This is a genomic window from Nonlabens sp. MB-3u-79 (assembly GCF_002831625.1).
In the GTDB taxonomy this organism is placed as follows: Bacteria; Bacteroidota; Bacteroidia; order Flavobacteriales; family Flavobacteriaceae; genus Nonlabens.
In genome coordinates, this window is sequence record NZ_CP025116.1 from 696,728 (window position 1) to 716,972 (window position 20,245).

Genomic DNA, 20,245 nt, shown 5'->3' on the forward strand with positions numbered 1-20,245 from the left:
TACCACCTTAAACATAATCGATAGCCCTTTAACATATGGGATAAAAGCAAGTGTGGACCAGCAGCTGCTTATAGGTGTAAATATGATGTTTTATACTGTTTTTGTAACAAGACCTAGTCGTTGATAAAATCGTCCACTTGCAGCCCTCTATTTGCGCTATAGCTCCGTCCATATGGCCGCACAACTGCATACTACGGGTATTTCAATGTAAGGGCGGGCCATTTTATTTAGCGGTACTTGGCTCTAATAAATAATCTACATAGGGGTTCTTATTTTTTGACCAAGTTAAATCGGTTTGATCTCTAATTGTAGATGGGCTATTTGGCATTGGCTTATAGTATGGATCTCCTTTATCAAAACCTATAGCAGTTAGTTTTATTCTACCGTCAGTCATCATATCAATTTTTGAATAACCAAAAAATGTAGCTGATCCTGGGCTACCACTATTTCCTGCTATAATTTGATAAGTACCATCGCCTCCAGGTTGCATACGTTGGTAATCATGCACATGTGCCGACAGCATCGCTACCACACGATTTTCTTTTAATTTAGGCCACAACACTGGTCCCTCAGGAATTCCTGCATGTCCCGTTTCTGGTTTTCCACTTACATAATATGGCTTATGCCCTAATACAAAGACATGATCAATAGCTGGATTTTCTTGATATTCAGTTACCTTATTGACAATCCAAGGAGTAGGGATTTGACCTTCTAAACCATAAGGATTTTCTTTTGTTGATGAATTATATGTGTCCGTATTCATCAACACAAATCCAATATTTTCTCTTACAAAAGAGAAGGTCATTTGATTGTTAATACTATCCATACCTATAACATGATCTCTATCATCCGGCATATAATCACTCATCTGATTCATCCATATTTGAGTAGCTCCTTCCAGTGGCCATTCATCATGGTTAGGTACGTTATAATCATGCCAATACAACATTTCATGGTTTCCTGGAACGGCAACCATTTCAATACCAGAATCACTGATACCACTAAAGTCTTTATTATTATACAATTTGTTCCATGCTTTAAGTTGGCTTTCCAGATTCTCAGTTGTAGATTCTGCCAAAACCATATCTCCTAAAAAGAAAAACAAATCTGGTTTACGCTCTAATGCTGCTATTTCTTTCCAAATACGTTTTAGGGGCTCTAAATTTGCCGTAGAACCATTGGTTACGGCTGCGTCATGTTGCTGGTGTCTGTCTACCCGGTTACAACCTAAAAATGTAAAACTAAAACGAACTGAATCTTTAGGAGTAATTTTTAAACCTTCTTTTTTTGTCAGTAAAGTTGTATTGGAATTTTCTTTTGAGCGACAACTTATAAGTAATCCTGTTATTATCAATAGTAAACTGAAGTATTTGATCATTTGATTAGTTGTTTTTAAACCTATTAATATCTCTTTATTCTGTTTATTAATGATACACAAAGTGTTGGTGTATGAAATATAGCGCGGGTTAGCACTTAACTTAGCAAGTACTCCCCCAACGGAAAATCAGCTCGGATTTTCAGAAGTAGGCGAGAACTAGCCATTAATTATACGCGATGTTGGCAACCGTTATTTTTTAAGTATTTTAAAAGTAGCATTTTTATCATGGCAGGAAATAGTTAGAAAGTATATTCCTGGAGCACCTTCAATTTTAACATTTACCACATCTGTGTTTTGTAGATTTTGACTTGCCATTTCATTTCCGTAAACGTTCCTAACGATAAGAGTAACATTATCACAGTAACTTCCAAGTTGGATAGATACATTTTCGTCTGTCGGATTAGGATATATAAGTAATTCACTTTCAAAAATATTATCAATCAAACCAACTGTGTTTAAACTAATGCAGGACGATGTATCGGAACAACCATTATAGTTAACGATAACCGCATAACTTCCGTTAGTTGCAGGAGTATAAGATTGGTTATTAGCTCCCGTAATGGACGCTCCAGTGGAGCAGTTGAGCCATTGATAATTAGCCCCTGCCTGGTTTGCAGTCAACGATGAACCATTTTGTGTAACAGACATGTCGAGTGGGTTAATTGTCAAATTTAATATTACACTCGAGTCACAACCTGCCGAATTGGTATATGTAAATGTTGCTGATGTATTGGAGGAGTAATAAGTAGTTCCATTAATCCATGTGTAGGAGCCACAAGCAGTAATATTGTCTATTCGTTTATTGCAGGAATTAGCGCCCTGCTGATACATTAAATTCCATGCTATTTCTTGCCCCACTTTATGCGCCATCCATGAGCGCCATTGGGTTGCGTCTGAGCAAATATTTGGTGCAGGCGGTAATGTACAGTCACTTGTAAGTATAGTGTACATGTATGTTCCAATTGCTTTATTTACGTCACTACTCAAATGCCAAGGATCACCAATTGGATAAATCAAGACCCCTGGTATTTCTTCTATCATCTGAGCTATGATAGTTCGCAACGGAACATTGCGAGCATATGGCAATTCTGATTGATTAATCATCTGTCGAGCTGTTCCTAAATCTGTCTCTACATCTGTAGCGTTTAAACGCTTATCCAACCCATATAACATTGTCACAAGCCCTGTGCTTGCATCATCTTGTAGCGGATAACCAAAGGAATAGTCAAAATTAGTAGAATCAATTCGATACAAATGGGTCGACCCCATACTTGATCTACCATAGTTCAAGTGAACTGGCGCAGTAGCTCCATATTGCAATGTTTTTTGATTTCCCGAAATTACCCATTGCAAACCAGTTAATATTCCATTTTCTGTACTTGTTCCACCATGGTTATACACCAGGTTTGTGTCACTTATGTTACAGCTTTTAAAAGGGGAAATAAAGGTAGGCTGACCAGTGAAATGAACCTGACCTAGAGCGGTATTTCTAGTGTATTCGGCAACATCTGCAATTGTATCATTATAGTTGTACTGGGACGATGAAGCACTTCTTTTCAAAAGAGTTGAATAGATTGAAGCAGCAGCTAAATAGGCTCCATTAGGTGTAGGGTGTGGACTTGAAACATCTCTTAAGTTACCGGGTAATGACTGCCATGCTAGGCCAGCAGGAATAACTTGAACAGGAACAGTTGCTCCTTCTGCTGTTCGGTAGGCAAACTCTTCAAAATGGTTGATAAAGGTTGAATCTTTTGCCCATTCCATCATAAGTAATGGGACTGCACCACCACTATGAATTACGGATCCAATTTTATTTACTCCTAACGAAAAATAACCAGGCATTGTGGAAATAATATACGGGTCTGCATTAATTACCACATAGTCCCAATCTGTACCGTTATTTCCAGTTAAATTATTTATTCTAGCTGTTCGGTTATCAGGCCAGTAGTAGTATTGCGTAAGAGAATGACAATAGTAGTCGCGATTCGCTGTGAATTGCCCGGCAATACCTGTGCTAACGGTTTTGGTTCTATAAATATCTTCCGATACTACATTAATATTTAAACTGATGAGGGGGTCTAAAGATAGGATACTTTGTAATTCTGTGGTAATTTGATTAGGCGAAAACTCTTCAAAATTGTCCTCAATCGAATTACTGGTTCCCATAACCAAAATGTTTAATGTTCCGTCTCCGTTGACGTCAACTGGAGATGGCTGTGCTTCTACCGTTAAAGTAGATAGCAAACAAAATAATGTGCTAATCAAAATCAATTTAAATCTTAATTTCATATTTTAATTATCTTTAAGTGTGCTCATTACAAGACGAGAATAAAATTAGATGGTTGCTAACGTGTTTGTGTATGATTAGTGGCGGTCAACCTTGTAAATAGCTTGTCACAAGGTTGAAAGATAATTAATCTGTATCGACTTTGATTACGGCAAAACGTAGCCATTAATTATACACGATGTTGCCACACGTTTTTATTTTTTATTTTTATATGTTAATATACTTCCTCTTGGAAAGTACATTAGACTTAAAGACTCTTCATTATATCCAAGTATTTCATATTTCAGAGTATCCGATTTATTTGTCAATATTAAAAACTCTCCTAGTTTTAATTTAGTATCAGCATATTCGGGCAATTTATCAGTCACTTTGTAGTCATAAATATCGCTTGAGTCAGTTTCCATTCCTTGATAAAACATTATCCATTTCCGATTCTTAATTTCAATTCCAGCGAGTGTATCTTTTTCGTCAATCCAAATTCCGTTTTTAAAATATGTTGTATTCTCTTTAATTGAGTTTTGAACATTTGAATCGTATTCGCTATTGCTATTTACAATTTGCATATAAACGAAAAAAAAAGTTATGGGAATCAATCCAATAATTATTTGCCAGAACTTATAATTCTTTAATTGTTTAGTCGGTTTATTCAGGAATAAAAAAAGTATTCCAATAATCATTGAAATGAAGAATAAATATGTGGGCCACATTTGTTCTGTAAACATCCGAATATTCATCACAATTCCGTAAATCAAATATGAAATGGCAAATAGTCCAAGAGGTGTTTTAAGGTTTGTCATTCTTGAATTTAGGTTTATTTTCAAATGTGTGGTAACTGTTTATATCTACCCAAATATATTCCTTATCAACTAAAAATCTCTGAATAAGCAAATGTTTACTGATTCTTTATCCAGCCGTCTCGTCTTCCTCAACTAAGGTTTAAGGAAGTAATCTTCATCTTTATGCCTGATTTACTAAATAAAGAAAATCCCATATCAGGCGTTTTTAAGAATACAACCACCTTTAATGTTCTTACATTGGTTCTTACATCTTAAAAACAAAAAACCCTTAACTCGCTATTTACTAGCTTGTTAAGGGTTTGTATCAGTTGTCCCACTAGGACTCGAACCTAGAATGACGATACCAAAAACCGGAGTGTTACCATTACACCATGGGACAAAATCGGTCGCAAATTTATAACAATTCTCAATTTCAGCAAATAAAAATCGTATAAATTTATAAGGAACCTTCTTTAATCCAAAAAACCAGCTTTCATAAGCCTTAAAACCAAATGGATGCATCGCTTTTTTATGAAATCAGGGCTGCTTGACATACGCTAACTTCCTATTTAGCGTTTAGAAAAGTCATAACCAGAGGGGATGCTATAAGAAAAACACCTGCCTCAGCACATTCTTTAAACAAAGCAGAATGCAAAAAAGGAGTTTTTTATGCTAATAAGTTCAGATCATACTTCTTATTTTATGGGTATTAAGGTCATAAAATCTTATTTTCGCCAGAGTTAATCACAACTATGAAATTCAACTACGCACAATTAAATAAAATCATAGGCTGGGCTGTATTTGCCATAGCATTATTCGTTTTTTGGAGTACGGTAGAGCCTACCGTGAGTTACTGGGATGCCGGTGAATACATCGCCACTTCTTCCAAACTCGAAGTAGGGCACCCACCAGGAGCACCTCTTTTCCAGATGATGGGTGCTGTTTTTTCCATATTTGCCCTTGAAGCAACAGATATTGCTTATACTGTTAACCTTTTGGCCGTATTCTCTAGTGCGTTTACGATTCTATTCATGTTTTGGTCGCTCACCCTTTTATTAAAAAGACATATTCTAAAGGACAAGGCAAATGATATCATGGTTTTAGGAGCTGCAGCAGTAGGTTCTCTTGCCTTTGCCGTAACAGACAGCTTTTGGTACAACGCCGTTGAAGCAGAAGTCTATGCCCCAGCTGCATTACTGATGAGCGTCCTGTTTTATATAGGCTTATTGTGGGAACGCGACATGTTATTACCTCGTGGCGACCGCTGGCTTATTCTTATTTCTTTTGTAGTTGGACTTTCTTTCGGAATTCACTTTATGGGAATTCTTACCATCCCTGCCATAGGATTACTATGGTATTTTAAGCATTATAAAAAAATCACCCTATTCAACTTTATCGTGGCAAATGTTGCGGTGATTGCTGTATTGCTTTTTGTATTTAAATTGTTGCTCCCCTACACCCTTAGTATTTTCGGTTACTTAGAAGTGTTTTTTGTCAACGATATCGGACTTCCTTTTAACTCGGGTACCATTATCGCCTTATTACTTATTGTTGGGTTATTTGCTTTTTTAATCTCGCTTTCGCGAAAGCGTAACAAACCACTCCTCAACACCATCACGCTCTGCATCATGTTTGTTTTAATAGGATTTTCTTCCTGGACCATGTTGCCTATAAGAGCAAACGCAGGAACACCTATCAATGAGAATGCACCTAATGATGCGCGTGCCTTACTGGCTTATTACAACCGAGAGCAGTACCCATCACCTGGATTATTTTACGGCGAGTCCTTTACAGATATGTATGCTGGATACAATCCGGACAATCCAGATACAGAAGATAACGAGGCTTTTAAAGACGAAAAGCCGAAGTATGAAAAAGATTATAAATTAGGTAAATACGTCATCGTTAATAATTATAAAGATGCGATTCCTAATACCAACGACCGTCATAAAGGATTTTTCCCCCGTATGACAGATCCTTCCCGAGCCACGAACTATATAGAATTTATGGGTGGTCTAAATTATACTGTCAAAGAAGAATATAAAAACAACCAAGAACTCCTATCGGTACTCGATGATTACGAGCGCAGGCTGCAACGCGGTGCCATTGACGTAGATGAATATATAGAAGTGCTGGTCTCCCTGCGCGATGCGGTAGATATAGATAAACCTAGTTTTGTCAATGACATGCGCTACATGGCTAACTACCAGATCAGTTATATGTACATGCGTTACTTTATGTGGAATTTTACGGGTAGACAGAACGATGTGCAAGGAGAATGGGACTCCTATGACGGTAACTGGCTGAGCGGTATCAGTTTCATTGATGAATGGAGACTAGGTACTCAAGACGAATTAAGTGATGATATGCTCCATAATAAAAGCCGCAACACCTATTTCTTCTTACCGCTTATTTTAGGAATCTTAGGCGCTGTTTTTCATGCCCGTAAAGATTTAAAGTCTTTTTATGTGACTTTAGCCTTATTCCTTTTTACCGGGCTGGCCATCATCGTATTCCTGAACCAAGCGATGTTTCAAGTAAGAGAACGAGATTATGCTTATGTAGGGTCCTTTCTGGTATTTAGTATGTGGATAGGTATGGGCTGTTATGCCGTTTATGAAATGCTCTGCGACCTTATGAAATCTAAACTCGCACAGGTCCTTTCCTTGACAGCTTGTTTTGCCGCTGCACCACTACTGATGGGATATCAAAACTGGGACGATCATGACAGATCTGATAAATACACCGCTCTTGCTAGTGCAAAAAAATACTTGGACAGCTGTTTACCTAATGCCTTGATCTTTACCATAGGAGATAATGATACCTTCCCTTTGTGGTATGCACAAGAGGTAGAAGGTTACCGTACCGATGTACGAGTCGTGTGTACATCCTTATTAAGTACCGACTGGTACATGGACGATATGAAAAAGAAAGCTTGGGATAGTGAACCTGTTCCTTCTACGCTTACACATAGCAAATACAAATTTGGAACGCGCGATGCCCTGTACTATACCGATAAAGAACGCATACAGCAGCGCATGAGAGACTTAAATCAAGATGCCACCTATATGTTTCCTGACACCATGAAATTAGATCAATGGATGGATTGGGTAGCCAGTGATAAAAAAGTCACTCAAGAGCAAATGAGAAATGAGCACTTTGAGCACACCTTCCCTACTAAATCTATTTCTATACCGGTTAATAAAGAAGCGGTTCTTAGAAATGGTGTCGTAAAACAAAAGGATGCTGATAAAATTGTAGATGAAATAGTCATTAACATAAAAGACGATGTGATCTATAAAAACAGAATGTTCATGCTGGACATTATCAATGCTAACAACTGGGAACGTCCTATTTATTTCTCTGGTGGTGCCTTCGGTGATGAAGATTATATATGGATGAAGGAGTATTTGCAGCTCGATGGTTGTGCCTACCGATTGATCCCTATCAAATACACTCCAGAAGATGAGCGAGATCCATTTGATATGGGAAGAATAGATCCTGATTATGCTTATCAAGTGATTAAAAACTGGGAATGGGGTAATAGTGGCTCAGCAACTATTTATCACGATGTAGAAACCAGACGCAATAGTGTGGGTTACAGAAGTAATATTGCTCGAGCCTCTGAGGCTTTAGCTAAAGACGGTCAATTTAAAAAGGCAGAAGAGCTTTTAGATCTGGGAATGAAACACATGCCTTTAGAGTATTATGGCAACTACTCCATGCTGGAACCTTTTGTTTCTGGTTATTACGAACTGGATAAAAAAGAAAAAGCAAGAGACTTATTGAACAAGATTATTTTAAAATATCAAGATGAATTGGATCATTACAACGCTTTAACACTCGCTGAGCAAGAGGTGAACTACTCGCGTATACAACAGGCAGTTGTTCGATACAACTCTATCACTGAAGTAGCTGTTTATTACAATGATCAAGAAATGATCGATAAGCATGTAGACACCTATAACGACTACTTTGAACCATTTGTCAGGTATTTAAATGACGCCTATTACATTCGTAAAGATGGTGAAAACTTAGAAGGAGTCTTTCCAGATTCTGCGGCAGCAACAGAATTGAGAGATCTTCTCGATAATTCGGTTGATAATGTAACCACGGCACGAGAAGAATTGCCTGCAGATACGGTTGAATAAAGATGGGGTTTTATCCAGATCGAGTTCCAGATTGGTTTTCTAAGCTTTTTTCTAGTTACCACTGGCATGGCGACCGGGAGGATAAAAAGGTGTACCTAACTTTTGATGATGGCCCTACTCCAGAGGCAACCGAGTTTGTCCTGCGCGAACTCGCAAAACACCGGTTTCAGGCGACGTTTTTCTGTATAGGGGATCAAGTCGCTAAAAACCCTGAAATCTATGATCTTGTGCAAGAAAATGGTCATCGTGTGGGAAATCATAGCTTCCATCATTTAAACGCTTGGAATACTAGCAAAGATGATTACCTCAACAATGTGGATCATTGCGCTGAACTGGTTAGCTCCAACCTTTTTAGACCGCCTTACGGACACATCACAGTTAAAACAGCTACAGGCTTAAAAGAAAAAGGCTATAAGATTATTCTTTGGGATGTTCTTTCAGGAGATTTTGATCCCAATAGAACTTCAGACTCTTGTTTAAAGGCTCTTAAAAAGAACACTCGTAACGGCAGTGTTATTGTCTTTCACGATAGTGAAAAGTCATTTGAACAGCTACAAAAGATCTTACCTTCATACTTGGAATTCCTGAAAGAAAATGGATGGACCAGTAAAGTCATCTCTGAGGCCTAACATAAGGCCAAATGTATAGGGTTTTGTAAACGAACCTTTTATATAATTGGAGCTTTAGTCGTGGTTACCCAACCTTGCAACAGAACTGTTTTATGGACCTCCATCCACAACAGGCTAATGAAATTTTTGTAGTTGGTGGATCAATGTATTGTCATCTTGTGCACCACTTTGTCGCCACTTCATCTCTCCATTTTTATAGATGATAAAAGTAGGAACCCCTTTGATTCTAAGCGCTTCTGAAAGCTCTTGATTTTTCTCAATATCAATTTTAATAACCTTGGCCTTATCACCTAAAGCAGCTGCAACATTTCGAAGCACCTCATTCATAGCAACCGTATCTTCGTTCCAGTTCGTAAAAAAGTTAAACAACACTGGGACATTTGCACTAATCAGCTCACCGAACTTTGACATATTCACAAATTAATTGTTTTCAAATGTACATAAAAACAACAATAGAAACACAAATCAATTTCTAACAGGCCTTTAAACATTGATTTTTGCACTATTTCGCACTTTTTTTTAACGTAATCACCGTAATTTCTGGCCATATTCCCGCTCGACCTGAATATCCTAAAAAGCCAAACCCTCTGTTGACATTTAAAAACTGACCAGCTTCTTTATAGATTCCAGCCCATTTTTTATACACAAACCAGGCCGGGCTTAATTTGATAAACCCAGGAATCTCAATACCAAATTGCATTCCGTGTGTATGACCGCTTAGGGTAAGCTGGTACTTTTTATCGTCTCCTTTTACCTGTAAATCCCAGTGCGTAGGATCATGACTCAACAGTATTTTAAACTCTTCATTAGTTAGACCAGTTGCCGCTTTTTGAAGGTCACCATATTTAGGAAAACGACCTCCTCCCCAATTTTGAACCCCTACTATTTGAATGGAATCGGCGCCACGTATTATTTTATCATTCTCATCGAGCAACAACTTCCAGCCCATATCCTTTTGGACTTGATACAATTGCTGCATGTTTTCTTCTTTAGCTTTCTCAGATTCCCACTGCACATAATCTCCATAATCGTGATTCCCTAATACGGAATAAACGCCATCTTTTGCGCTAAGAGATCCGAAAACACCTTCCCAGCCGTCCATTTCTCTAGCCTCATTATTAACCAGGTCTCCCGTAAACAAGATGACATCGCCTTGTTGTTCATTAGCGAGATTTACAGCATACTCCACTTCTTCCCTATCGTCAAAACTCCCGACGTGAATATCGCTCAACTGAGTAATTTTATAACCGTCAAAAGCCTCTGGAAGATCATCAAAAGAAAGTTCGTATTCTCTAACTTGGTAATTGTATTTACCACGCCACGCACCGTATAAAATAGCACCAAAAGGAAGCGCGGCCATTGCCAAACCAACTTTTGCTATAAACGCTCTTCGTCCAGGTAAAAAGGACGAATCTGGTTCTTGCTTTCCTGAAAACCTACTGATCAAACCTTCTAAACTTCTGTAAATATCCTCGCCAAACATGAACGTAAAAAACACAAGTTTTAATACAAAAAATGCCAGCACTAACGTAATGGCAAAATCCCTGGAGTCAGACATCTGAGTTCGATCTGGATGCCATAAAAATTGTAAAATCACATTTAAAATCACTCCTATAGATACCGCTAGGTACACCCATTTCCACCAGTGGTCTCCGGATAAGGTGCGTATTAATTGAAAAGCATAAGTTTCTAGTGCGATAAAAATCGCCAGGACAATAAGGGGTATAGTCATAGCGCAAAATTAATGCGATTATATTTTTAAAACGTTGGTATAGCGTTAAAGCCTTCAAAGGAAAAATTTATTCAAAAGTCAAAAGACATTTGACTCATCTTTCAAGCTTCGACAGTCGTGAACAGAATTTTTCTTTGTTGGATCTACTTGTAATTAAGGTATAAACGAATCGAAGTGGCCTTTCCAGAGCATTTCAGATATTTATAAAATAAGAATTGGCAAGCTTCGTATTTCTTTAACTTAAAGAAGTGGATTTAAAAACCCAACTTGTTTTAGTTTTGCGACTTCATTCAACCAATTCAACACTCCATAAATTTTGGCAAAAAACGATCCTTACGCCGCATTACGTTTTAGAGAATTTAATATTTTCTTATTGATGCGATTTTTATTGGTCTTTGGTTGGTCCATGCAGTTCATTGTGATTGAATGGCAAGTGTATTCACTTACCAAAGACCCTTGGTCCCTTGCTATCATCGGCCTCATGGAGTTTGCCCCTGCATTTGCCATGGCTTTATTTGCGGGTCATATTGTAGATCAAAGAGAAAAGCGCAATCTTCTAGCCTTATGCATCGGCGCTTTTTCATTGATTAGTTTGGGGTTGTTTTTATTGACTTGGCCAGAAGTCGTTGGCGATTGGTCAACTGATACTGTTTTGTATTCTATTTATGCTTTGGTCTTTTTCGGCGGGTTTTTGAGATCCTTTTTCGGGCCTATATTATTTTCACTGATTGCGCTTATCGTCCCGAAGAAGGTATATCCTAATGCAGCAACTTGGAGCAGTTCGGCCTGGCAAATTGCCTCTGTTGTTGGCTTGGCTTTTTCTGGTTTTGCGATCAGCTGGTTTGGTGTGCATTGGTCTTTGTGTATTGTTTTTAGTTTGGTCGTGCTTTCCTTTTTTAGCGTTTTTCTAATTTCTAAAAAGCCCATTTTAAACACTAAAATTAATGAACCCATTCTCAAAAGTTTAAAAGAAGGGCTGAGTTTCGTTTACAAAACCAAAGCCATTTTAGGAGCCTTAACTCTAGATATGGTTTCCGTTCTTTTTGGAGGTGCGGTTATTTTACTACCCATTTTTGCTCAGGATATTTTATGTGTAGGTAGTGAAGGTTTTGGAGTACTGCGTGCGGCCCCTTCGGTAGGCGCGATACTCACCATGATTGCAACTGCTTATATTCCTATTAGCAAGAATGCAGGGGTTAAATTACTAGTGGCTATTTTTGGTTTTGGCGTCTGTATTATTGTGTTTGGCTTGTCCTCTATCTTTTGGGTATCTGTAGTTGCCTTGTTTTTTAGCGGTGTTACTGATGGTGTTTCTATGGTCATACGCCAGACGATTCTTCAACTTAAAACACCAGATCACATGCGGGGCCGCGTGGCTTCTGTAAACTCCATGTTTGTAGGTTCTTCCAACGAGTTAGGCGCTTTTGAAAGTGGTCTCACTGCCAAATTAATGGGTACTGTTACCGCAGTGGTCTTCGGTGGCACCATGACTTTAATCACCGTTGTTACCACAGCAATTGTATCTCCAACCTTTAGAAAGCTGGATTTGAGAAAGGATTTTGAGCATAATGATAAGGACTAAATTCACTCCTTACGGCAACTCTTTATAACAATTCCGCTTTCGCGAAAGCGAAACACATACCCACCTATTTGCCCTAATTAGAACCCTTGATGATTCCGTCATTAGCATTTTTCTGTGTATAAAAATTGAGTTTTATATATTAGGAACTGCATTTAAGTCTGCTGAGAATTTTATCTTTAACCTCCACAAAAATTTACCATGACAAATAACGGTACAGACGATAAAAGATTATTTCTCCTAGATGCTTATGCCTTGATTTTTAGAGGTTATTACGCACTTATTAAAAACCCACGAATCAATAGTGCAGGTATGGATACCAGTGCCATTATGGGTTTTACCAACTCGTTATTTGACGTGATAAGAAGAGAAAAACCAGAATATCTAGCCGTTGCTTTTGACAAAGGAGGCAGTCATGAACGTGTAGAGCTTTATCAAGACTATAAAGCAAATCGAGACGCGACTCCAGAGGCGATAAAAATAGCAGTTCCTTATATTCAGCGTATTTTAAAAGCCATGCATATTCCTATTGTGGTAGAAGAAGGAATTGAGGCCGATGACTTGATAGGAACACTTGCCAAACAAGCCGAAAAAGAAGGTTTTACCACTTATATGGTCACCCCAGATAAGGATTATGCACAGCTGGTGTCTGAAAATATTTTTATGTACAAACCTGCCCGAATGGGAAATGGAATCGAAATATGGGGCATTCCTGAGGTGCAAAAGCGATTTGAAGTAGAGCGACCAGAGCAAGTGATCGATTACCTCGGGATGATGGGTGATGCGAGTGATAATATCCCTGGACTACCTGGCGTAGGAGATAAAACAGCTAAGAAATTCATAGCCGCTTATGGTTCTATGGAAGGTCTTCTTGCAAACGTTGAAGATCTTAAAGGAAAAATGAAAGAGAAGGTGCGCGATAATGCAGCCTTAGGGATTCTTTCTAAAAAATTAGCCACCATACGATTGGATTGCCCAGTGACATTTAATGCCAAGAACTACGAGCTAGACGATCCCGACGTAGAAGCCGTTCATGAGATTTTTGACGAATTGGAGTTTCGTCGTGCTAAGGAAACTATGGCAAAGATTTTTTCTAAAGAAGTCGCGCCAGAGAGTTCTTCAAGTTCGAATTCGAGTTCAAGTTCTTCTGCAGGAGCAGGTCAATTCTCCCTTTTTGATGCTGCCGGTTCAGGAACAGCCGCAGAAACTGAAACAACTGGTCGTAAAACACTTGCTTCTAGCGATCATTTATACCAGCTGGTAGAAGAAGGCATGGGAACTAAGTTGTTCTTACAATCCTTAATGCAACAATCTAGTGTTTGTTTTGACACAGAAACTACAGGCTTGGATCCACTAGCAGCAGAGCTAGTAGGAATTGCCTTTTCATGGGAAAAAGGAACCGGTTTTTACCTTCCTATTCCTGAAGATCAAGAGGCAGCACAAAACATGGTGGACCAGTTAAAACCATTTTTTGAAAGTGAGCAGATTGAAAAAATTGGCCAAAATTTAAAATATGACATTAAAGTATTGGACAAATATGGTGTTCGTGCTAAAGGACCTATGTTTGATACCATGCTGGCTCATTACTTGATCAATCCAGACATGCGCCATAATATGGACGTGCTCGCAGAAACCTATCTCAATTATACGCCACAATCTATTGTAGAGCTAATAGGAAAAAAAGGGAAGAACCAACTTTCCATGCGCGACGTGGAACTGGAAAAACAAAAAGAATACGCCGTTGAAGATGCTGATATCACCTTTCAATTAAAAGAGAACTTCACGCCAGAACTTGCTAGTGCAGGAACTGACAGTCTTTTTAAAGATATAGAAATGCCTTTACTACATGTACTGGCTGCAATGGAAATAGAAGGAATCAATCTGGACGAAACCTTTTTAAGATCGCTTTCTGGAGCTTTAGAAACAGACATTACCCAACTGGAAGCTGCTATTTATGAAGCTGCTGGAGAAGAGTTCAACATCGGCTCTCCTAAGCAATTGGGGATTATTCTTTTTGAAAAACTTCAATTGGTAGACAAGCCTAAAAAGACCAAAACCGGTCAGTATTCCACTGCCGAAGATGTGTTGAGCTACCTCTCTAAAGATCATGCGATCATTCAAAATGTATTGGACTACAGAGGCCTGGCAAAATTAAAATCCACTTATGTGGATGCGCTCCCAAGTCAGGTAAATCCTAAAACAAAGCGTATTCACACCAACTATATGCAAGCTGTTGCTGCGACAGGACGTTTGAGCTCCACCGACCCTAATTTACAGAACATTCCTATCCGAACAGAGCGAGGTAGACAGGTGCGTAAAGCATTTGTACCTAGGAATGAAAACTACACCCTACTCGCAGCCGACTATTCTCAGATAGAATTGAGAATTATTGCTGCATTGAGCGAAGAAGAAAATATGATGGCTGCCTTCCAAAATGGTGAAGATATTCACGCTTCTACCGCGGCAAAAGTTTTTAATGTAGCCTTAGAAGATGTCACCAGAGAACAACGTAGCAATGCCAAAACAGTCAACTTTGGGATTATCTATGGAGTGAGTGCTTTTGGACTGAGCAATCAAACCGATTTATCTCGTAGTGAAGCTAAAGAACTGATCGACACCTACTATGCCAGCTACCCTAAACTACGTGCGTACATGGATGATCAAGTTAATTTTGCTCGTGAAAACGGCTACGTAGAGACCGTATTGGGAAGACGTCGTTATTTAAAAGACATCAATAGTTCTAACGCAGTGGTGCGAGGCGCAGCCGAGCGCAATGCAGTAAACGCACCTATACAAGGAAGCGCAGCCGATATAATTAAACTTGCGATGATCAATATCTATAAAAAGTTTGAAGAGATGAATTGCAAATCAAAAATGTTGCTGCAGGTGCATGATGAATTGGTTTTTGACATTCATAATGACGAGCTGGAAGACATGAAAAAACTCATCCAAGAGGAGATGCAAAACGCTTATAAAATGTCGGTGCCGCTAGATGTGGAAGTAGGTACAGGACAAAATTGGTTAGAAGCGCATTGATAGTAGGCAGTAGGCAGTAGGCAGTAGGCAGTAGGCAGTAGGCAGTAGGCAGTAGGCAGTAGGCAGGCAGTAGGCAGTAGGCAGTAGGCAGTAGGCAGCAGGCAGTAGGCAGGGCAGGCAGCAGGCAGTAGGCAGTAGGCAGTAGGCAGCAGGCAGTAGGCAGTAGGCAGTAGGCAGGCAGTAGGCAGTAGGCAGTAGGCAGTAGGCAGTAGGCAGTAGGCAGTAGGCAGTAGGCAGTAGGCAAAAAAGCTCCAAATCAATAAATTGATTTGGAGCTTTTTTGTATAACTAACCTTTTCTAATAGGAAGTTATAAGTCTGCTTTATAAGATATTACTGTACCACCAGCTTTCTATTGATGATGATACCACGGGTATAAACCTTAAGTATATAGATTCCAGTTTTAATAGCACTGATGTCTAATAAGTTGGTCTCCTCTGTTACTGACAATAAAAGTTGGCCTGATAAGTCAAATACATCAACTTGATCTATCGCTTTTGAAGATTCTAAATTCACCACATTTATCGCTGGATTAGGATACACTTGTAGATCTGTCTGGTTGGTATTTTCCTCAGCGATACTTAACGTATTTTGATAGACCCGCACGAAATCAATAACCATGCTGCTCTGTACAAAATTAGGATCTATGGCTCCTGCTACTCCACCCATAGCGATATTTAATAAAAAATACTGGTCTTCATAAAACGGATAGGTATTGACATCTTTTATTACAGGGTTATAGGTGTAAAAAGGCTGGTCATCTATTAAAAATGTGATTTGTTGTGGCGACCAGTTCATGGAGTAGACATGAAAATCATTAGCCACATCTTGTAGAGTAGTCGATTGAAAATTTCGAGTATTCCCAGAACATCCAACACAATTGGTATGTAATGCTGCAGATACATGATTCAATGCTCCTAACCCGTGCTCCATAATATCTATCTCTCCACAAAGTGGCCAGTTGGTCGTTCCATAGGTACTGTCCCAGTAACCACCATCTTCATTAATGTTTTTTCCTAAGGTCCATATCGCAGGCCAGGTTCCATCACCGAATGGTAACTTTGCTCTCACATCTACCCTCCCATAAGTAAAGGCATACTTAGAATTCAATCGAGCACTAGTGAATTGCTTGGTCACTCCTTGATCGGTAAAGGCTTCCCTTTTTGCAACAATATTTAAAAAGCCATTCTCTACGTAAGAATTATCTAACCTATTCGTATAATGCTGTTGTTCTCCGTTGAACCAATTTCCACCAGCAGGCAGTTGTGTTTGATGGAACCATTTGGTTGCATCAATAGGATTATTAGTTCCCGGAGTATTAAACTCATCGGACCATACTAAATCTGTATACACCACATCTATAGGGTTAGGAGTTACTGCTACCGCACCGTTGTTAATCTCGTCTATTAAATAGGTGCCGGCAGTATTTACTCCATAATCTATAAAAACAGTCACTCGGCTGTACTGCCCCATCGCAGAGACAACATTTCCAGTTCCGCTTTCGATAGCGTTTGAGAAATCAAAATTAATGTCTGACCAGGTGTTTGCAGTTCCTGGAGTTTGTTGAATTACTTCTACATCTGGTTGATTCCCAATTTCTAGCTTTAGCACAATACTATGAGCATTGGGATCAAAGGCATAAAATTTTAAGGTCACATTTTGATCGGTACTTAAATCTACAGCTGTAGCTACATCTCTAAAAAAACCTTGATTAGGCTGACTCCCGTTATTAAAAAACTGACCTACATTATTTGCGGCTTGAACAGGGTCACTTCTAAATGAAAAAGAGGATCCAGAAAAACCCGTAAATGAATATTGATTGTTTTCAAAGTCTAGAGGAAATTGTTGCGCCTGCGCAAATTGAACACCACAAAAGAACAGCAACAAAAAACGTAAAGGAAACATTAAACATATTTTCTGCTAAATTAGTACGGAACTATCGAACAATAAAATAAAAAAACGCAACAAATACTATACAAAATCTTGATATGCCCTATAATATAAGGATTATAAAGAGTTAAAGTGACTTTTATGCCCTACCTATACGCTCGTATCAAAACCACTACAGGATCTGTAAATTCATCTATTGATAAAACAAATCCATCGCTGGTAAAAGACTGCATAGAAGCTGATGTTCTTCCTTGATCATCGGCATTTTGATTAACAAATTGTGCAGCAAAGCATCTGTTGGTCGAGGAGTAATTCCCTACTCTATTGATACTTGCCCCACTAGCAGCGCCTGAAATTGCAATTTGTTCTATAAATGGTGCTGTGGTAGTAACCTTAGCATAACCAAATGTATAACCCACACTATTGTCACCATTATTACCATTATCACTCCTCTCATAACCATCGTTAACCGATTCTGTATTACTTATCGCTGTAAATTCAACTGTTCTAGGATTGAAAGGGATTCCAGTGATCGTTTTTGTCCCTAGCATATTGTCACCTGCACTAATCACCATTCTGCCTATAAATACTTGAGGCTTATTCTCGCTAACCACTAAATTCCATTGATCAGTTTCCCACAAGTAGAATCCAGTCGGAGTTACATCGGCAGTTCCTGTATTCCATACCATGGTACCTTCGACTAAGGGCCCACCATTGGGATTTATTAACGGCGTAACGCTACTTAGCGCAATTCTAGGAATAAGCATTCCTGAATCTGCAGAGTTAACATCCAATGCCGCCTCAGGAGAATCAGTTCCTATACCTACTTGAGCCCCAGCTGCATTAAAAAGAAAAAGAAAAATAGATGTGATAGTTTTAAATAACATATGATTTTTTTTGCAATTTAAGTGTTTATCGCATCAAAGCAGAATTTACTCACACCTCAAGCTAAGAATTCGTTCAAACGGACTTAATTAAGTTTATAAACGCATTAAGATACATAAGACCTGTTGAAATTTAACAAAAGTTGTGTCTATTTATCGTAAAATCAGTGAAGTACCAAAGAAGAAATGTCTTAATAATTATGGAGCATAGCAACTCTTCTATCGCCTTTATGAAAAAATCAATGCTTATCTATACGCTTTGAACATCACCACAATCCGGTTGCTCCTGCTACCTGAAGAAGGACCCCCAAGAAAACGATCTACATTTAAGGTAAATCCATCTGTGCCAAAAGTGGTCAATGAGGCACGTATCAATCCTTCTTGATTATCAGAGCCATTGTTGTCTCCATTATCGTGTATAGGGTCAGCATTACTATTCACAAAATAGGCTGCAATACAATGATTTTGAGAAGCATAAGTACCTATATTGTTAATGCTAGAACCATTTGTACCAAAAGAGATCACCTGTTGGCTTGAAATACCACCATAGTTGGTCGCATAACCTGTCATTTGTCCACTAGCCATACGAACATCGTTGCTGTTATTAGTTCCTGATCTGTATGCACCGTCATTATAATCTTGAACTCTATTAATCGCTGTAAACTCAATAGAAGTGGGTTGAAAGCCTACTCCAGTAATTATTTTAGTGCCGGAAGCGTCAATAATCATTTTTCCAAAATGAAGAGTCTTCTGATTGCTACTAAGAACTTGATTCCATGTACCTCCTTGCCAAAAATAATATCCTGCAGGTTGGATACCGGTTACCGCGGTGTTCCACACCATCGTTCCTTCTGCTAACACACCCCCATTAGGATTGATAACAGAAGTAGCATCGGTAGTAGATAATACATCTATTCTAGGCAACAATACACCAGAATCAGAAGAAGCTATATCCAAGGCCGCCTCAGGGGCATTTGTTTCTATTCCAATTTGAGCATCAACCACATAAAGACAAAAAATAAAAAATAAAAAAGTTAATATATTTTTATAAAACATAATGATCATTTGTGCAAATCTATATATTTGTCCCATACAAAAAAAGACTGTTCCTACAATTGGAGTCTATAAATCGATGAACGTTACTTATTTAAGATTAAAAACAAGTGTTTTACTTTTGTTCCATGATTAAAATTATCTAAAGCTCTACTTTTTTGAAACAAAATCAATAAAAACGGTTGTACTACTTGTTAAAAGCATAAGAAAAAGAAGGTAGAACTAGTATGATGATAGCTTTTTAAAGCTCCTGTTTTGAACTGAATTATATGCCATATCCACCTCTATTTTTATGGTAAATAACAGACAAGTCCTCTCTTATCTTCATCAACGCAAAAGAAAGTATAAAGCTAAAACCTCCGGCAGTCTACATAAATCCGCTTGCGTATTGAAGTAAGAAAAACCAACCCTAATACCATCACCAAGCAATGAAGTTATGATGTTGCTTTCTAGTAATTTCTCGTATAATTCTTGATCTCCTTTGATATTAAAAATAGAAGAATGATTTTTTCTAGAGCAAACTACAGGAGTAAGAAGACCGCGTATCTCAAAAGCAGCCTTAGCTGTTTTTGACAACTCCTTTACTGTAGCTGACACCTTCTTCCATCCCAATTCACAAACCTTTAAAATAGCTTGTTGCAAGCTGCTAAAGGCAATCATATCTTGATGCCTAAGTTCAAAACGGCTTATAAATGACACATTAAAATTCATGACATTTCGGGCACTTGTAAAACCGATCTCCTTAGGGAAAATATGTTTCTGTACTTCTTCTTTTACACATATAAACAGTTTCCGTCGCCAGCATGTACCCATTTGTGGCAGGACGCAAGAATGATGTCTATTTCGCTTTC

General features: G+C 38.4%; 14 protein-coding genes and 1 tRNA gene. 4 read left to right on the forward strand and 11 right to left on the reverse strand.

Features of this window, described 5'->3' with window-relative positions:
- Nucleotides 1-223 precede the first annotated feature (223 nt).
- From CW736_RS03105 to CW736_RS03120, 4 genes are all read right to left on the reverse strand, one after another.
- Nucleotides 224-1,378 (reverse strand): metallophosphoesterase family protein, encoded by a 1,155-nt coding sequence (locus CW736_RS03105; RefSeq protein ID WP_101012520.1) that lies wholly within the window; start codon nt 1,376-1,378, stop codon nt 224-226.
- Between the two features lie 189 nt (nt 1,379-1,567).
- Nucleotides 1,568-3,667 carry a T9SS type A sorting domain-containing protein gene (locus CW736_RS03110; protein ID WP_101012521.1) on the reverse strand — a complete coding sequence of 700 codons (2,100 nt, stop codon included), beginning with the start codon at nt 3,665-3,667 and terminating at the stop codon, nt 1,568-1,570.
- 192 nt (nt 3,668-3,859) lie between these two features.
- Nucleotides 3,860-4,462 (reverse strand): hypothetical protein, encoded by a 603-nt coding sequence (locus CW736_RS03115; RefSeq protein ID WP_101012522.1) that lies wholly within the window; start codon nt 4,460-4,462, stop codon nt 3,860-3,862.
- A gap of 308 nt (nt 4,463-4,770) precedes the next feature.
- A tRNA-Gln gene (locus CW736_RS03120) sits at nt 4,771-4,841 on the reverse strand.
- A gap of 352 nt (nt 4,842-5,193) precedes the next feature.
- On the opposite strand from CW736_RS03120, the gene CW736_RS03125 reads away from it, so the two are divergent.
- Complete coding sequence (locus CW736_RS03125; RefSeq protein WP_101012523.1) at nt 5,194-8,592, forward strand: DUF2723 domain-containing protein; 3,399 nt, start codon at nt 5,194-5,196, stop codon at nt 8,590-8,592.
- A 2-nt stretch (nt 8,593-8,594) separates the two neighbouring features.
- Complete coding sequence (locus CW736_RS03130) at nt 8,595-9,221, forward strand: polysaccharide deacetylase family protein (RefSeq protein ID WP_101012524.1); 627 nt, start codon at nt 8,595-8,597, stop codon at nt 9,219-9,221.
- A gap of 114 nt (nt 9,222-9,335) precedes the next feature.
- Here CW736_RS03130 and CW736_RS03135 read toward each other — a convergent pair whose 3' ends face one another.
- Together CW736_RS03135 and CW736_RS03140 are read right to left on the reverse strand one after the other, a co-directional pair.
- A complete protein-coding gene (locus CW736_RS03135) occupies nt 9,336-9,632 on the reverse strand; it encodes a thioredoxin family protein (RefSeq protein WP_101012525.1) in 297 nt (98 codons plus the stop codon).
- 91 nt (nt 9,633-9,723) lie between these two features.
- The gene (locus CW736_RS03140) at nt 9,724-10,953 is read right to left on the reverse strand and encodes a metallophosphoesterase (RefSeq protein ID WP_198519331.1); all 1,230 of its coding nucleotides are present in this window, start codon (nt 10,951-10,953) and stop codon (nt 9,724-9,726) included.
- 316 nt (nt 10,954-11,269) lie between these two features.
- Between CW736_RS03140 and CW736_RS03145 the strand changes: the two genes are divergently transcribed.
- Both CW736_RS03145 and polA read left to right on the forward strand, forming a co-directional pair.
- The gene (locus tag CW736_RS03145; protein WP_101012526.1) at nt 11,270-12,535 is read left to right on the forward strand and encodes an MFS transporter; all 1,266 of its coding nucleotides are present in this window, start codon (nt 11,270-11,272) and stop codon (nt 12,533-12,535) included.
- Nucleotides 12,536-12,733: 198 nt separating this feature from the next.
- On the forward strand, nt 12,734-15,568 hold the full coding sequence (gene polA / locus CW736_RS03150) for a DNA polymerase I (protein ID WP_101012527.1): 2,835 nt from the start codon (nt 12,734-12,736) through the stop codon (nt 15,566-15,568).
- Here the strand turns inward: polA and CW736_RS03155 are convergent.
- From CW736_RS03155 to CW736_RS03175, 5 genes are all read right to left on the reverse strand, one after another.
- Nucleotides 15,502-15,828 (reverse strand): hypothetical protein, encoded by a 327-nt coding sequence (locus CW736_RS03155; RefSeq protein WP_157810870.1) that lies wholly within the window; start codon nt 15,826-15,828, stop codon nt 15,502-15,504. The two genes, polA and CW736_RS03155, sit on opposite strands and share 67 nt — an antisense overlap.
- 72 nt (nt 15,829-15,900) lie before the next feature.
- Nucleotides 15,901-17,472: a family 16 glycosylhydrolase gene (locus CW736_RS03160; protein WP_101012529.1), complete on the reverse strand. Its 1,572-nt coding sequence runs from the start codon at nt 17,470-17,472 to the stop codon at nt 15,901-15,903.
- 131 nt (nt 17,473-17,603) lie between these two features.
- The gene (locus CW736_RS03165) at nt 17,604-18,344 is read right to left on the reverse strand and encodes a hypothetical protein (protein ID WP_101012530.1); all 741 of its coding nucleotides are present in this window, start codon (nt 18,342-18,344) and stop codon (nt 17,604-17,606) included.
- A 243-nt stretch (nt 18,345-18,587) separates the two neighbouring features.
- Nucleotides 18,588-19,433 carry a hypothetical protein gene (locus tag CW736_RS03170; RefSeq protein ID WP_232735407.1) on the reverse strand — a complete coding sequence of 282 codons (846 nt, stop codon included), beginning with the start codon at nt 19,431-19,433 and terminating at the stop codon, nt 18,588-18,590.
- Between the two features lie 288 nt (nt 19,434-19,721).
- On the reverse strand, nt 19,722-20,207 hold the full coding sequence (locus CW736_RS03175) for a hypothetical protein (RefSeq protein ID WP_232735408.1): 486 nt from the start codon (nt 20,205-20,207) through the stop codon (nt 19,722-19,724).
- Nucleotides 20,208-20,245: the final 38 nt, after the last annotated feature.

Coding starts and splice junctions, on each gene's coding strand:
- CW736_RS03105 (WP_101012520.1), bottom strand. CDS start 1,378: ATGATCAAATACTTCAGTTTACTATTGATAATAACAGGATTACTTATA.
- CW736_RS03110 (WP_101012521.1), bottom strand. CDS start 3,667: ATGAAATTAAGATTTAAATTGATTTTGATTAGCACATTATTTTGTTTG.
- CW736_RS03115 (WP_101012522.1), bottom strand. CDS start 4,462: ATGACAAACCTTAAAACACCTCTTGGACTATTTGCCATTTCATATTTG.
- CW736_RS03125 (WP_101012523.1), top strand. CDS start 5,194: ATGAAATTCAACTACGCACAATTAAATAAAATCATAGGCTGGGCTGTA.
- CW736_RS03130 (WP_101012524.1), top strand. CDS start 8,595: ATGGGGTTTTATCCAGATCGAGTTCCAGATTGGTTTTCTAAGCTTTTT.
- CW736_RS03135 (WP_101012525.1), bottom strand. CDS start 9,632: ATGTCAAAGTTCGGTGAGCTGATTAGTGCAAATGTCCCAGTGTTGTTT.
- CW736_RS03140 (WP_198519331.1), bottom strand. CDS start 10,953: ATGACTATACCCCTTATTGTCCTGGCGATTTTTATCGCACTAGAAACT.
- polA (WP_101012527.1), top strand. CDS start 12,734: ATGACAAATAACGGTACAGACGATAAAAGATTATTTCTCCTAGATGCT.
- CW736_RS03160 (WP_101012529.1), bottom strand. CDS start 17,472: ATGTTTCCTTTACGTTTTTTGTTGCTGTTCTTTTGTGGTGTTCAATTT.
- CW736_RS03165 (WP_101012530.1), bottom strand. CDS start 18,344: ATGTTATTTAAAACTATCACATCTATTTTTCTTTTTCTTTTTAATGCA.
- CW736_RS03170 (WP_232735407.1), bottom strand. CDS start 19,433: ATGGGACAAATATATAGATTTGCACAAATGATCATTATGTTTTATAAA.
- CW736_RS03175 (WP_232735408.1), bottom strand. CDS start 20,207: ATGGGTACATGCTGGCGACGGAAACTGTTTATATGTGTAAAAGAAGAA.